A 14,173-nucleotide genomic window follows, 5' to 3' on the forward strand; every position below is an offset into this window, starting at 1 on the left:
CCTCCAGCTCACTTTCGTGAGCCGGAGGCTTTGCCGGTATCGGCCCTTATCCCGTCATCCCCATGACGGACTTCGGGAAACTTTTACTCTGCGGTTGGCAGTACGAACGAAGCGTCGATTTCGATCTTGACCTTGTCGCTGACCAGAACGCCACCGGCTTCCAGTGCTGCGTTCCAGGTGATGCCGAATTCCTTGCGGGAGATGGTCGTGGATGCGAAGAAGCCAACGCGGGTTGCACCGAAAGCGTCTACAGCTTCGCCGCCGAGCTCTGCTTCGAATTCAACTTCCTTGCTCACGCCGCGGATGGTCAGATCGCCAACGAGAATGAACTCGCCAGCCTCGCCCTTGACCGCAGTGGACTTGAAGGTCATGGTTGGGAACTGCTCGGCGTTGAAGAAGTCCTCGCCCTTCAGGTGGCCGTCGCGGTTAGCGTCCTTGGTGTTGACCGATGCGATCTGGACGGTTGCCTCGACCGAGGAGTCTGCCAGGGTTGCGCCGGTGGTCAGGGTTGCGTCGAATTCAGTGAAGCTGCCGCGAACCTTGGAGATGCCTGCGTGGCGAACCGAGAAGCCGATCTCGGAGTGCGATGCGTCGAGGTTCCAGGTTCCGGTGGTCAGTGCAGATGCAGTCATGTCTAAATCCTTTCGTCGGGCCATCAAGTAGTTGACGCCTCAATTTGTTTTGCTGATACCAGTATGACACTAATGAAGTTGAAGCGTCAACCACTTTCCCTAAAAAAGTTTCATCTGACTCTTCAAGAGACCCTTATTTTGATACTGACTAGGAAAGTTTCCACTGAAGTTATTTTTCATGCACCTCTTTACTCCGACGTGTACATGGCTAGACTGAGGCCATGAACGCAAATGACCCAGTTCCCGATCATGCCCAAGAAGAAGCCGAGTTATCCGCAGAGCTAGAGGAAATTTGGCAGGAAGAATCCATCACTACCGCTGCCACGACCGAAATCGCCGATGAAGTCGACGGCGAGCTAGGTACCCGGAATCAGCAATAGGTAGATGGCCTCCACCTATTTCCATCCTGCAAGCAAATCCATCCGAGAGAAACCAATCCCCAGTGAATCCTCGGCGACATTGAAATGGATCCCCGGCATCGCGATGACGGGGATCCATTGCTTAATCCATGCAGTTTTCGTTGACTCGGTTAGGGATTGGAGACCAAGCCTTGGCCAACCATCCATTCGAAGGCAACATCTGCCGGTTCACGGCCAACCACGTCCACCTGGTAATTCAGGTCCATCAAGACCTGATCAGTCAGCAACGGAGCGATCTTGTCCATGATCTGCTGGATTTCCGGGTGCTTTTCAAGGAATTCTCCGTTGAAAGCCGGGGCGGCGTTGTAGCTTGGGAAATACTTCCGGTCATCTTCCAGCACGGTCAAGTTAAGCGCCTTGATGCGACCGTCAGTGGTGAAGACTTCACCGAAGTTGCACGCGCCATTAGCGGTTGCCTGGTAAATGGCACCCACGTCGTACAGACCGATATTGTCCTCAGCCACTTCTGAACCACGGTCGATATCGTAGTGTTCCAGCATTGGAGTCAGACCGTCTCGACGGGAATTGAATTCCGGGTCGACGCAGAACGTCAGATCTTCGGGGTCCAGCGTCTGCAGTTCGGAAAGCTTGGTGATACCCAGCCGCTTGGTCGTTTCTTCGTTCATCGCCAATGCGTAGGTGTTGTTCAACGGTGCCGGATTTCCCCAGATAATTCCATTGGCAACATCCTCATCGTGCACCGACTGCCACTGCTCTTCTTCACCCACAACAGGTGATTCGTGGCCCAAGTAGGTCAGCCACGCGGTACCGGTGTACTCCCAGAGCACGCTCGCGTCGCCGGAAAGCAGCAACTGACGTGCCGGCTGGGAGCCAGGAACATTGGTCAGGTCGGTGACGTCAAAGCCGGCAGCCTTGAGCGCGATCACGGTGATCTTCCCCAGCAGCAGCTGCTCGGTAAAGGACTTGGACGTGACGGTCACGGTGGTGTCTTCAGCGTTTTCGACCAGCGGCTTGATCTCGGCGGGGCCGGCGTTGGGCACCGTCCCGGTCGATGGGCTAAGTCCGCACCCAGTCATTCCGATCAGCGCGGCCATGGACAGGACAGCTAAATTCAGTTTGCGGTTCACGAAAGTCCTCTCGGTCGTGCCACCTGTTCGACGACGCGGCCAAGCCAATCAATCGTCAAAGCCAGCAAGGCCACTAGCAACGAGCCGGCAATCAGCACCACATTCAGGTTCAGGTTCACTCCCGTAGTGATCAAGATGCCCAGCCCGCCGCCGTTGATAAAGGTTGCCAACGTCGCGGTGCCTACCAGCAGCACCAGGGCTGTGCGGATGCCCGATAGCATCACCGGGACGGCCAACGGCAGCTCGACCTTCAACAGCACGGACATCTGGCTCATGCCGATTCCCCGCCCGGCCTCCACCAGGCGTTCATCAACCTGCTGCAGGCCAACAATGGTGTTGGAGAGCACCGGAAGAATCGCATAGATCACCAGTGAGACAATGGCAGTTTTCGGGCCGAACCCCAACCAGAAGGCCAAGAGCACGATGACGCCAATGGCGGGTGCGGCTTGGCCGAAGTTGGCAATGGCGCGCACCGCCGGGGCTGCCTTGCGCAGTCCGGGGCGAGTGAGCAGCACGCCGAGCGGAATCGCGATCAGCAGAACGATGAGCGCCGAGATGACCGTGATCTTCAGGTGGTCGAGGGTGTAGCCCCAAATCGTTGCCGGATCCAGCGTTTGCTGTTCGGTCTCGGTCAGGTCGGCTGTTACCAGCCAACCCACCAAGATGGCGAAAGCAGCTGCGATTCCGGCGATCTGCCAAATCAAGCTGCGGGTTTCGGATCTCATGCCGATTCACCATCCTGCCCGGTGGCCGCACGATCGATATTCACGACGTTGATGGCACCCGAGTTCAGGCCAACCGGCGCCTCGTGATTAGCATCCGTGGTGTTGTTCGCGGCCGCGATCGCCTCCATGACGGTCTGCACCGTGATGACACCCGTGAGCACATCACGGCGTCCCGTTACCAGGGCCGACTCGGAACTGGCCACCAGCATGGTGTCCAATGCGTCGTTCAAGGTGGCCTGCTCACCGACGACCGGCATGGATTCATCGTAGGTACCCTCGATGATCTGGGCACGCGACAGTTGCCGGCGGTCCATGCGGCGCAGCGGACGTCCCCGCGAATCAAGCACTACCGCGTATTTGCGTCCGGCGCCCTGCAACTGCGAGAGCACCTCCGAAGCATTCTTGCCCGGTGTGGTGGTGATGGCTTCTCCCAGTTCCACTTCGTTCACCCGCGTCAAGGTCAGCTGCTTCAAGCCGGCACCCGAACCGATGAAGTTCTCCACGAACTCGCTGGCCGGATTGGCCAGGATCCTTTCTGGGGAGTCGTACTGCTCCAACTGCGCACCTTCGTTGAAGATCGCAATCCAGTCGCCGAGCTTCACCGCTTCGTCGAAGTCGTGGGTCACGCACACGATCGTCTTCTGGACTTCAGACTGGATGTTCAGCAGCTCATCCTGCAGACGCTGGCGGGTAATTGGGTCAACTGCACCGAATGGCTCATCCATCAGCAAGACCGGTGGATCCGCTGCCAATGCACGGGCGACGCCCACACGCTGCTGCTGGCCGCCGGAGAGCTCCTTGGGGAAACGGTCCCGGTAAAGTTCCGGATCCAGCGAGACGAGTTCCAGCAGCTCGTCGACGCGGGCAGCGATCTTCTCCTTGGGCCAACCCAGCATCTTTGGAACCATGGCGATATTGGTCGCCACGGTCATATGCGGGAACAGGCCGCCGGCCTGGATTACATAGCCAATGCGGCGGCGCAGTTCATCACCGTTCATGCCGGTGACATCTTCGCCGTCAATGACGATCTTGCCGCTGGTCGGCTCGATCAGGCGATTAATCATCTTCAGGGTGGTCGTCTTGCCGCAGCCCGATGGCCCCACGAACATCACGATGGACCCGGCAGGGATCTCCAGGGTCAGGCCGCCTACGGCCGATTTCTTTTGTCCCGGGTAGGTCTTGGTTACTTCTTCGAGCATGATCGAAGCGCCAGTGACATTCTGGGCCACGGCATTTTCAGGGATCTTATGTTCAGACACGGATACCTCGCGGGGTAGTCAGTCGGCCAATGCCGAGCAAAATCAAATCAAGGATGAGCGCCAGGATCACGACGCCAACTACGCCGGTGATCACGGATTCCAGGGAGTTCGCGCCGCCCAGACGCGAGAGTCCTTGGAAGATGAACCCGCCAAGGCCAGGACCCAGGGCGTAGGAGACCACTGCGGCGACGCCCATCACCATCTGGGCTGAAATTCGTACGCCAGTCAGGATCACCGGCCAAGCTATGGGAATTTCTACTGATATCAGAGTCTTCAGCCGGCTCATGCCGATGCCGCGCGCTGACTCGATAATGGTTGGTTCGATGTTGTTCAGCCCAACGATCGCGTTGCGCAGAATTGGCAGGGCGGCGAAGAACGTCACCACGATGACTGCCGGAGTAACCCCGAAGCCCACGGGGACAATAAGCAAACCGATCAGGGCAAAGGACGGAATAGTCAGGCCGATGGCGCTAATGCCGTTAGCCAAGCCTGATAGGGGCTTGTTGCGGTATACCAATACGGCAATCAGCACAGCAATAATTGTCGCCAGGATCAAGCACTGCGCGACTAGCGAGAAGTGCTGCCACGAGGCGAAGAGGATATGGCGAGATCGCTCGCCAAAAAAGTCACCCACATTAAAACCTGCTTCACTTTAGTTTCGTATCCAGATCGTTATTTCAAGACTGGTCTCTGGGACCGTAGCTTGCCATGAGTTTAGCCGGGTCAGCGGAGCATGGCCAAGCCACGTTTTCCAGATCAAAGCTCTGGCTCGGCCGTATTTAAGGCCAATTGCTATCAATTGCCGATCACGAAATATGGTGCACTTTCAGCGAAAAGTGTAGTGAGATAGATTCATGAAACTTGCAACGCTCCGCCTCGCCAGCGAACCAGGCCATACCACCGCTGCTGTCATTGAAGATGGCCGCGCCTACTACTTGGACAACCTCGATTCAGTGCAGCGTTTCCTGCGTCTTGATGACGCAACTCAGCAAGAAGTAGTTGCTCGCGCTTTGGTGGGTGATTCCATCGCCGAGGGCGAAGCCGACTACGCTCCGCTGATCCCCAAGCCGGAGAAAATCTACTGCATCGGGTTGAACTACAAGACGCATGCGGCCGAGGTCGGCGAAGACCTGCCGAAGTATCCGACGGTGTTCGCGAAGTTCGCTTCCACCCTATGCGGTGCCAAGGACACCATCGAAATTCCAGTGGAAGACCACCGGGTGGATTACGAAGCAGAGCTGGCCATCATTATCGGCAAGCCGGGTCGCCGCATCAGCCAGGAGGATGCTGCCGCGCATATTGCGGGTTACGCCGTGGCCAGCGATGTGTCGATGCGCGGTTACCAGGGCCGCACCCAAGAGTGGCTGCAGGGCAAGATCTGGGATCGCTCCACTCCCCTGGGCCCGTGGCTCGTAACCCCGGATGAGCTGGATCCCGCCGCCCGCATTACCAGCACAGTCAATGGCACCGTGGTGCAGGACGAACAGATCGATGATCTGATTTTCTCGGCTGACGCCTTGGTTTCCTACCTTTCGACGTTCAATGAATTGCAGCCTGGCGACGTCATCCTGACGGGTACGCCCTCTGGTGTTGCGTTGGGCCGCCGCGACGAGAATGGGCGTCACCCGTGGCTCAAGCACGGCGATGCACTTGAAACCTCGATCGAAGGCCTGGGTACCTCTGCGGTAGTTTTCAACGCGCCGCAGAACTGATTTTTCTCGGTGTTTCCGGGGGCCTGTCCGCAGTTGCGGGCGGGCCCCTGAGGCATTAGGCCCCGTTCACAATTTTGCTATTGAGACTCATTCTCATATAAGCTTGAACGCGTGAATCTCATCGTTCTCTCCGCACTTGATACTTCCAGCCGCGACTCCGGCCTCAGCCACCTGGGACACCACCATCCTGATGCCGTCATCTTGTGCTATGACTTCGTCGACGGCAATCGGCTGGTGCGCCACGTCTCCGGATCTGCAGCCGCAGAACATGCCGAAACCGTTCTTGGGCACCCCTGCATCGGCTGTGCGACTAAGTTCGAGATCCTGCCGACGATCCAACGCCTGGCCCCCGAAGATTCCGAGGCCACAATGATCCTGGCGTTGCCCGCCACATGGCCTAGCGGAACGGTGCTGGACATGCTGGGCACAAAGCTCGAACCATTGGAAATCCGGATCAGCAGCATCGTCTTGTCCCTGGATCCCGCCGAATTGGAAAACCAGATGTGGGACCGGCACACCCTCTGGGAATCGGGATTCAACGCCATGGAACGCGATGCCAGGACGTCGGGAGAGTTCTTCTTCACCGAATTGATGCAGGCAGATACCCTCATTCCGGTCGAAGGCCTGGAAACCCAGCTGCTCGAAAGTGCCACCGGTCCGCGGCGCGCGGGCGGCCCCGATTTTGAAGCCGGCCTCGAATTAGCTCGGCAGATGGCACCGCATGCGCATATCTGCGTGCACGCAGAAGGACTCGGCTCCTTCCACCCCGGAGCAGCGCGCCAACGCACCAGCGCCGGGCACCTGCCGCGAACGGCAACCAATGCTCGCACTATGCCGATCCGCCTGCACGCCGAGCGTCCGCTTCATCCCGAGCGCTTCCGCCAGGCCCTTCCTTCCCTGGCCGAATCCTGCACGTGCATCCGCGGCATCCTCTGGGTGGCTAGTGCGCTCAGCGAGCGCGTAGCCATCGGCGGAGCTGGCCCACGCATCTGGATGGAAAACACCGGAGCGTGGAACTCGAATATCGCCGTCTCGGAATTGCTGCTCTACGGATCCGAACACGAGGCTTCGCAGATCGAGACGGTCTTCAAGCAATGCCAGGTCACCGAGGAAGAACTCAAGGACCTGTTCAGCTCCGCACATCATGAAGGAGGTGAATGGCATGAAAGTTAGGAACTCCATCCGTGCACTGAAGAAGGCGCCCGGCTCCCAGGTAGTGAGACGACGAGGCCGCGTATTCGTGATCAACAAGAAGAATCCGCGCATGAAAGCACGGCAGGGCTGAATCCCGGAAATTGCCGGCGTCCACGTCAGTGGATGCCGGCAATGCAGCAGCCAGCCCGAACCCCTGGCCTTTTCGTGAAATTAAGTTAACGAACCGGACATGGCATCGTCCAGCGCGCTTTGTGACACGGCTCTCCCCTTGTCATATGATGGCACTCACATAAGGGGATCGGCTTCTGGCTTGAGACTCTTGATCATCAGTCACTCGCAAATAAGGATGTTAAATCCATGGACGATTTGGGCGCTCTCTTCGGAGATATTTCCTCCGTCATTTGGGGACCGTTTGTCCTCATCCCGCTACTTTTGGGCACTGGCCTGTACCTGACTATCCGTTTGGGCGGCCTGCAATTCTTCAAGCTCGCTGCAGCCCTGCGCCTTGGCCTGCTCAAGCGCAAGGATGCCGAGGCAGAAGGCGATATCTCGCAGTTCCAGGCACTGACTACAGCACTGGCCGCCACCGTTGGCACCGGCAACATCGTCGGTGTCGCAACCGCCATCGGCATCGGTGGTCCGGGCGCCCTGTTCTGGATGTGGGTCACCGGCCTGCTGGGCATGGCATCGAAGTACACCGAGGCGTATCTGGGCGTGCGCTTCCGCGGCACCGACGCCGCAGGCGAAAAGTCCGGCGGTCCGCAGTACTACCTGGAACGCGGCGTCAAGGGACCGTTGGGCAAGTTCTTGGCCCTGTTCTTCGCTATCGCTGCCACCCTGGCCAGCTTCGGCATCGGCAACATGACCCAGGGCAACTCGATTGCCGCCAACTTGGATAATTCCTTCCATGTGACCCCTTGGGTTACCGGCGTGATCCTAACCGTGCTGTCCATCGCCGTATTGGTTGGCGGCATCAAGTCCATCGGCCGCGTTACCGCTGGTTTCGTTCCAGTAATGATCGTCTTCTACGTAGCAGCATCGATCTACATCCTGATCGCCAATGTGGGCGGCATTCCTGCCGCCTTCGGCGAGATCTTCACCGATGCCTTCACCGGCACCTCGGCAGTGGGCGGCTTCGTCGGCTCGGCCATCATCATTGCTATCCAGTATGGTGTGGCCCGCGGCATCTTCTCCAACGAGTCCGGCATGGGTTCAGCAGCGATCGCCGCCGCTTCGGCACAGACCACCCACCCGGTTCGCCAGGGACTGGTCTCCATGACCCAGACCTTCATCGACACCATCATCGTTGTTACCTGCACCGGCCTGGTCATCATCACGACAGGTACCTGGAAGATGCTCGATGGGGAAACCGGCGAGCAGATCTCCGCTGCACTGATGACCGGCCAGGCATTCACCAATGGCCTGCCCGGACAGTGGGGCCACTGGATTGTGACCGTCGGCCTGGTCATGTTCGCCTTCTCCACCATCCTGGGCTGGTGCTACTACGGCGAGCGGAACATCGAGCGCCTCTTCGGCCGCAAGCTCGTGATGCCGTTCCGCATCGTGTTCTCGCTGGTCGTCTACGTAGGCTGCACCACCGAGCTGACCGCCGTTTGGAACTTCTCGGACATGATGAACGGCCTGATGGCGCTGCCGAACCTGATCGGCCTGCTGATCCTCTCGGGCATGGTGGCCCGCGAAACCCGCTGGTACCTCAAGCATGACCCGAAGCTGGAAGCCAACAAGGCGCAGATCGAGGACTTCATGAATGAGCGTCCGGGTTGGGCTGAATGGAAGGCTGGCGACGTCGTCGGTTCCTCGCGCAACCGCGGTGCCCACGAGGCATAGGCTCCGCAAACAGCAAAGAACCCGTCCAGCATCTGATTGATACCAGATGCTGGACGGGTTCTTTGCTATTGGAAGACAGCTAGAGGCTTAGGCGTTCCACAGGCCGTAGGAGTCGGCCAGGTCGGCAATCTTCTGGGCACGGGCCAGACGCGGCAGGTATGAGCCATCGCCCACCGAAGCGCCGGCAGCGTGCGCTTCGAGCAGTTCCATGGCCCAAGACAGCTCGTCTTCACTGGGTGCCAATGCGGCGTTGATGCCATCAACGTGATCGGTGGACAACGACAGCTTGCCGGTCATGCCCATGGAGGCGGTGATGCGAGTTTCCTCCGTCACCTTGGCGGCGTCGGCACCTGCCGGTGGCGGTCCATCGATAGCGCCAGGCAGCTTGCCTACACGCGAAGCGATCACGAGCCGTCCGCGTGCGTAGGCCAATGCCATCGGGTCGTCGGAGACACCGGTGTCCTTGCGGAAGTCGTTGATGCCGAACGCTAGGCGGAAGGTACCCGGGGCCGAAGCGATCTGCGTAGCATTCTCGATACCCAAAGCGGTTTCGATCAAGGCCAGGACGGGAGTACCCGCGCGAAGCCGCATTGCGCTGTAGGTAACCTGTTCAGGCTGCTCGGTCATGGCCAGCATGATTCCACGCAGGCCGGGAGTTCCCGACAGCGCGGCAAGATCATCGGCCCAGAAATCAGTGTCAATGCCATTGACGCGTACCCACGCAGTCATGCCATTGGACAGTGCTCGCACTACGTTGTCGCGAGCCTGGATCTTCTGGTCGTCAGGAACGGCAGCTTCCATGTCAAAAATCACCGAGTCCGCTTCACAAGCCAGTGAAGGAGCGAAAGTTTCCTCCTTGGCCGCATTGACCAAGAGCCAGGAACGGGACAATTTTGCAGGAAGAGCCGCAGCTCGACGATTTCGGAATGCCATACGTCCTACACTACTCACTCGGCCCTCCAAGCTTCCACTGGCCATGTACAGTATTTGCTTCAAGTGAACCGAAAGGCGCGGAATGCAGCACTGGAGCAGTCCGGATGCACGGCACCAACCTGAACCGGGTAGCCTTCTGCGCAGTGGAGCTGAGCATGGATGCAGTGTTGCCTGCGGCGCTCCACGGGCTCCCGCGTTCTGCCATTTCCGAAATCCTACCGCAGGCTGGAAACGCGGGAATTGATCATCGGTGGTTCTGATTCTGCAGATCAACTGCCTCCCGCTAACTCCATTCGCCGGAACCGGAGGATTTCCTTCGCATAGTTTCCTGCGGCTTCATTCTCGGACACAGGCTGCCACCCGGAGGTCCAGCAGCAACCAAATGCCCCATTCAAGTGCAGGTTCAGCCCATCTGGCCACTGCGCGAAGCAGCGGACTACCTACCCGAATCCAGTGGCGTATAACCAACTTCACAACTGTTAAGCTTGCTCGCAGTCCAAGGTGACGAACAAATATAGCTGGTCAATATATCTGCGATAACCTCTTTCAGCGGTCTCGTTCTCCTTCGAAGCAGGCCGTCTCCTTCGAAAAACCGAAGGGATCTGCTCATGAAAGGTGCAGCCGTGGCGATCGATTCCACGCAACTGAAAACCGTTTCCGATGGAACGAATCTTGAGCGCGGACTGTCCAGCAGGCACATCCAGCTCATGGCGATCTCCGGAGCGGTCGGCACCGGATTGTTCATGGGCTCCGGCAAGACCATTTCCGCTGCTGGTCCGTCGGTCATCTTCGTATACATGATCATCGGCTTCATGCTCTTTTTCGTCATGCGTGCCATGGGCGAGATCCTGCTCAGCAACTTGAACTACAAGACCTTCGCAGATTTTGCCGGCGATCTCTTGGGACCTTGGGCTGCCTTCTTCACCGGCTGGACCTATTGGTTCTGCTGGGTCGTCACCGGCATTGCGGACGTAGTCGCGATCGCCCAGTATGTCGCCTACTGGTGGTCCGAGATCCCGCTATGGCTCCCGGCGCTATGCTGCATCCTGCTATTGGTCGGGCTGAACCTGCCCACCGTCAAGGCTTTTGGTGAAACCGAGTTCTGGTTCTCATTGGTGAAAATCGTTGCAATCCTGGCATTGATCGTTTGCGGCTTGGCAATGATTGCCACCGGATTCAGTTCTCCCGAGGGAGACACCGCTTCTTTCGCCCACTTGTGGGCGCACGGTGGCATGTTCCCCACTGGTTTCATGGGCTTCGTCGCAGGCTTCCAGATCGCCGTTTTCGCCTTCGTCGGCATTGAATTGGTAGGTACGGCCGCGGCTGAAACCAAGGATCCTGAAAAGAATCTCCCGAAGGCCATCAATTCCATTCCGCTGCGCGTGATCCTGTTCTACGTCGGTGCCTTGACCGTCCTGATGGCCGTCACCCCCTGGTACAAGTTCTCCGCGGATGCATCGCCATTCGTTAGCATGTTCTCGATGGCTGGTTTGGCCGCAGCTGCGGGTCTGGTCAACTTTGTCGTGCTGACGGCCGCCGCTTCAAGTGCAAATTCCGGGATCTATTCAACATCGCGCATGCTGTACGCCCTGTCGCAAGACGGAGACGCTCCGCGGAAGTTCAGCAAGCTTTCTGCCACGCAGGTGCCAAGCAATGCGTTGCTGTTCTCCTGCATTTTCCTTCTTGCTGCCGTCGTGCTGTTGTACGCGGGTGACTCCGTAGCCCAGGCCTTCACGTTGGTGACCACGGTGTCTGCCCTGTGCTTCATGTTCGTCTGGTCAATGATCCTTATCAGCTATTTGGCCTTCCGCAAGCGCCGCCCGCAGCTGCATGATGCCTCCAAGTTCAAGGTCCCCGGCGGCATGGGAGCCCCGTACATGGTCCTAGCTTTCTTCGTATTCGTCCTGTGGGCATTGACCACGCAGGCCGATACGCGTGCTGCGTTGCTGGCTACGCCCCTGTGGTTCCTGGTAGTTGGAATGTTCTACCTGAAGGTGCGCAAATCCGATGGCCATCAGGCTCTGCGCGCAGCACATCGGGCAAAAGTCCGCGCGGAGAACGAGGCCGCTGCAATCCATCGGCGAAGCTAGGCCCTTGGCAAAGGATGCCAAGGGCCTAATTGTGCCGGGCAACTACATATTCGTAAGGGATATCCCTGCCGACGAGTAGGACTTCTAGCAGCCCCAGGCTTTCTCCGTATCTCTGATAAGCCAAGGGCACCTGCTTGCGGATCCCGGTACTGATCTTGGAGAAGTACAACAGTGTTCCGTCCTTCCAGCGGCCGGTGTGCCCGTGGGCGAAAACCTCATTCCATTCCAGCACGGACGCAGAAAATCCGTTGAGCATCTGGATGCTGTCATCCATGTCCAGCCCTCGAACAAGGAATTCTGGGTGCCCGATGCGACTCAGGCCAACGGTGTAGGCAAGCGATGGGCTGATCCGGTCCGACTCAACAAAAATCACTTCATGTCCGTAGTCGCGGATCCGCTGGTCGATCAGGGCTTCCAGTTGCTTGCGTGTCATGCCATTGCACATATCGCACATGGTCAGGTTCCTCTCCTCGGCCTGCTCATCTTTTGACGATGCGGCGCGGTTCCTAGTGAGCAGACTGTTTCTGGATCACGGCGAAGTCCCTGGGTTCCCTGCAATGCAAGGTTCTTATCGGGGTGTCGCCAAGGATCAGACTGGTGAGTGGAAGAGTGTGCAGTTCCGCCTCTGGCTCCGAGAAAATGAGCTCGCTAAATAGCGATGTGTTGTGGGTACCCTCGGAAAAGACTTGTCCGTGCTCGACGACTTGTGACGCCAGATGCGCGAGAAGCCCGAAAACATCATCTTCGTCTCCACCGATACTGACGATTTCAGGATGCCCTCGTTTGGCCAATCCCAGTGTGTACCCCAGGACCTGTTGCTGCTTTGCCATAGTGCTGAGCACTACGACATACCCCTTCTCTGATATTTCGCGCAGCGCAACAAAGCCAAGTAGCTGCATTTCGGGCAACGAGCTGCGGACACTGAGATGGACGCCTTCAGGATTACTCATCGCATTCCTCCTTGGTTGATCTGATGCCAGCAAGTGTGGCGCGAATTCATCGCCCCGGCAGGAACTTTCTACGATTGTGGATATCCCAAGACAACGGCCTCAGAACAGCCCGGCGCATGAAAAAAGCACTGCCCGCAACGAGTCGTTGCAGGCAGTGCTTTTTCGCCAGCTTTTTCTACTTGGCCTTTTCTGCTTCCGCAGCCACAGCCGCGGCTACAGCAGGCATCACGCGGTCATCGGTTGCCGAAGGAATGATGTAATCCGCTGCCAGATCATCACCAACCAGGTTGGCAATGGCATGGGCCGCGGCGACTTTCATGCCCTCGGTGATCTTCTTGGCACCCGAGTCCAGGGCGCCGCGGAAGATGCCCGGGAAGGCCAGCACGTTATTGATCTGGTTCGGGAAGTCGCTGCGGCCAGTGGCCACCACGGCTGCATACTTCGCGGCAGCATCCGGCATGATTTCCGGGGTCGGGTTGGACAGCGCGAAGATGATGGCGTCCTTGTTCATCTTCGCCACGGCAGCTTCTTCGAAGGTCGATGAGGAAAGTCCCACTACGACATCCGCGCCGTCCAGTGCCTCAGCCAGGCCACCCATGACATCTTCACGGTTGGTGCGGCTGGCCAGGTCGGCCTTGACCGGATTAAGGTCGTCTCGTTCGCGGTGGATGGTGCCACACGAGTCGAGCACGATGACGTCATCCACGCCGGCCGAAAGCAGCAGGTTGGTGACGGCGACGCCAGCCGAACCGGCACCGGAGATGACGACCTTCAACGAGCTGATGTCGCGCTTGGTCTGGCGGGCCGCGCCGATCAGAGCTGCCAGCACCACCACCGCGGTGCCGTGCTGGTCATCGTGCATAACAGGGATATCCAGCGCCTCGATCAGGCGCTTTTCGATTTCGAAGCAGCGCGGGGCGGAGATGTCTTCCAGGTTCACGGCGCCGAAGCTCGGACGCAGGCGAATGACGGTTTCGACGATTTCATCGACGTCGGTGGTGTCCAATACCAGCGGGATCGAATCCAGACCGCCGAATTCTTTGAACAGGGCGCTTTTGCCTTCCATGACCGGAAGCGAGGCAGCGGCGCCGATGTTGCCCAGGCCCAGCACCGCGGTGCCGTCCGAAACGACAGCGACCAGACGGGAGGCCCAGGTGTGGGTGGCGTGCTTGGCTGGATCATCTGCGATGGCCTGGGATACCTTGGCTACACCCGGCGTGTAGGCGATGGACAGGTCGCGCTTGGTGTTCAGCGGCATTTGCGATGAGACGGAAAGCTTGCCGCCAAGATGGGCGTCGAAAATCTCTTCGTCGGTGATGGTGGACAGGTCTTTAGTGGATTCAACAGACATTGAATAGCTCT

At 58.4% G+C, this 14,173-nt stretch carries 15 protein-coding genes; 6 read left to right on the forward strand and 9 right to left on the reverse strand.

Annotation, left to right across the window (positions count from 1 at the left end; genetic code table 11):
* Nucleotides 1-83: 83 nt before the first annotated feature.
* Complete coding sequence (locus ACFVHU_RS06380; protein WP_105656264.1) at nt 84-632, reverse strand: YceI family protein; 549 nt, start codon at nt 630-632, stop codon at nt 84-86.
* Nucleotides 633-853: 221 nt separating this feature from the next.
* Between ACFVHU_RS06380 and ACFVHU_RS06385 the strand changes: the two genes are divergently transcribed.
* Nucleotides 854-1,012 carry a hypothetical protein gene (locus ACFVHU_RS06385; RefSeq protein ID WP_166650780.1) on the forward strand — a complete coding sequence of 53 codons (159 nt, stop codon included), beginning with the start codon at nt 854-856 and terminating at the stop codon, nt 1,010-1,012.
* Between the two features lie 149 nt (nt 1,013-1,161).
* On the opposite strand, the gene ACFVHU_RS06390 is transcribed toward ACFVHU_RS06385, so the two are convergent.
* From ACFVHU_RS06390 to ACFVHU_RS06405, 4 genes are read right to left on the reverse strand one after another with little or no spacing between them, the layout of a single operon-like run.
* Entirely contained in the window at nt 1,162-2,139 is a 978-nt protein-coding gene (locus ACFVHU_RS06390) for a glycine betaine ABC transporter substrate-binding protein (RefSeq protein ID WP_388023231.1), read from the reverse strand.
* On the reverse strand, nt 2,136-2,864 hold the full coding sequence (locus ACFVHU_RS06395) for an ABC transporter permease (RefSeq protein WP_105661999.1): 729 nt from the start codon (nt 2,862-2,864) through the stop codon (nt 2,136-2,138). The genes ACFVHU_RS06390 and ACFVHU_RS06395 overlap by 4 nt, the downstream gene beginning before the upstream one ends.
* A complete protein-coding gene (locus tag ACFVHU_RS06400; protein WP_133834049.1) occupies nt 2,861-4,123 on the reverse strand; it encodes a betaine/proline/choline family ABC transporter ATP-binding protein in 1,263 nt (420 codons plus the stop codon). The genes ACFVHU_RS06395 and ACFVHU_RS06400 overlap by 4 nt, the downstream gene beginning before the upstream one ends.
* The gene (locus tag ACFVHU_RS06405; RefSeq protein WP_105656261.1) at nt 4,116-4,757 is read right to left on the reverse strand and encodes an ABC transporter permease; all 642 of its coding nucleotides are present in this window, start codon (nt 4,755-4,757) and stop codon (nt 4,116-4,118) included. The genes ACFVHU_RS06400 and ACFVHU_RS06405 overlap by 8 nt, the downstream gene beginning before the upstream one ends.
* Before the next feature lie 220 nt (nt 4,758-4,977).
* On the opposite strand from ACFVHU_RS06405, the gene ACFVHU_RS06410 reads away from it, so the two are divergent.
* The 4 genes from ACFVHU_RS06410 to ACFVHU_RS06425 all read left to right on the forward strand — a co-directional run bounded on the left by ACFVHU_RS06410 (nt 4,978) and on the right by ACFVHU_RS06425 (nt 8,838).
* The gene (locus tag ACFVHU_RS06410) at nt 4,978-5,835 is read left to right on the forward strand and encodes a fumarylacetoacetate hydrolase family protein (RefSeq protein WP_388023236.1); all 858 of its coding nucleotides are present in this window, start codon (nt 4,978-4,980) and stop codon (nt 5,833-5,835) included.
* Nucleotides 5,836-5,946: 111 nt separating this feature from the next.
* Nucleotides 5,947-7,008, forward strand: coding sequence for a GTP-binding protein (locus tag ACFVHU_RS06415; protein WP_388023239.1), 1,062 nt, complete (start codon nt 5,947-5,949; stop codon nt 7,006-7,008).
* The gene (gene ykgO / locus ACFVHU_RS06420) at nt 6,998-7,120 is read left to right on the forward strand and encodes a type B 50S ribosomal protein L36 (RefSeq protein WP_073707785.1); all 123 of its coding nucleotides are present in this window, start codon (nt 6,998-7,000) and stop codon (nt 7,118-7,120) included. The genes ACFVHU_RS06415 and ykgO overlap by 11 nt, the downstream gene beginning before the upstream one ends.
* Before the next feature lie 227 nt (nt 7,121-7,347).
* A complete protein-coding gene (locus ACFVHU_RS06425) occupies nt 7,348-8,838 on the forward strand; it encodes a sodium:alanine symporter family protein (protein ID WP_133834052.1) in 1,491 nt (496 codons plus the stop codon).
* An 87-nt stretch (nt 8,839-8,925) separates the two neighbouring features.
* Here the strand turns inward: ACFVHU_RS06425 and ACFVHU_RS06430 are convergent, their stop codons facing one another.
* The gene (locus tag ACFVHU_RS06430; protein WP_105656257.1) at nt 8,926-9,771 is read right to left on the reverse strand and encodes a CoA ester lyase; all 846 of its coding nucleotides are present in this window, start codon (nt 9,769-9,771) and stop codon (nt 8,926-8,928) included.
* A 608-nt stretch (nt 9,772-10,379) separates the two neighbouring features.
* Here ACFVHU_RS06430 and cycA point away from each other — a divergent pair.
* Nucleotides 10,380-11,861 carry a D-serine/D-alanine/glycine transporter gene (cycA, locus tag ACFVHU_RS06435; protein WP_388023244.1) on the forward strand — a complete coding sequence of 494 codons (1,482 nt, stop codon included), beginning with the start codon at nt 10,380-10,382 and terminating at the stop codon, nt 11,859-11,861.
* Between the two features lie 25 nt (nt 11,862-11,886).
* Here cycA and ACFVHU_RS06440 read toward each other — a convergent pair whose 3' ends face one another.
* The 3 genes from ACFVHU_RS06440 to ACFVHU_RS06450 form a co-directional block, all read right to left on the reverse strand.
* Entirely contained in the window at nt 11,887-12,294 is a 408-nt protein-coding gene (locus ACFVHU_RS06440) for a DUF4262 domain-containing protein (protein ID WP_181148764.1), read from the reverse strand.
* A gap of 73 nt (nt 12,295-12,367) precedes the next feature.
* Nucleotides 12,368-12,811 carry a DUF4262 domain-containing protein gene (locus ACFVHU_RS06445; RefSeq protein WP_359185406.1) on the reverse strand — a complete coding sequence of 148 codons (444 nt, stop codon included), beginning with the start codon at nt 12,809-12,811 and terminating at the stop codon, nt 12,368-12,370.
* Nucleotides 12,812-12,986: 175 nt separating this feature from the next.
* Entirely contained in the window at nt 12,987-14,162 is a 1,176-nt protein-coding gene (locus ACFVHU_RS06450) for an NADP-dependent malic enzyme (RefSeq protein WP_388023248.1), read from the reverse strand.
* Between the last annotated feature and the right edge of the window lie 11 nt (nt 14,163-14,173).

Source organism: Glutamicibacter sp. NPDC127525 (genome assembly GCF_042672105.1).
Classification (GTDB): Bacteria; Actinomycetota; Actinomycetes; order Actinomycetales; family Micrococcaceae; genus Glutamicibacter.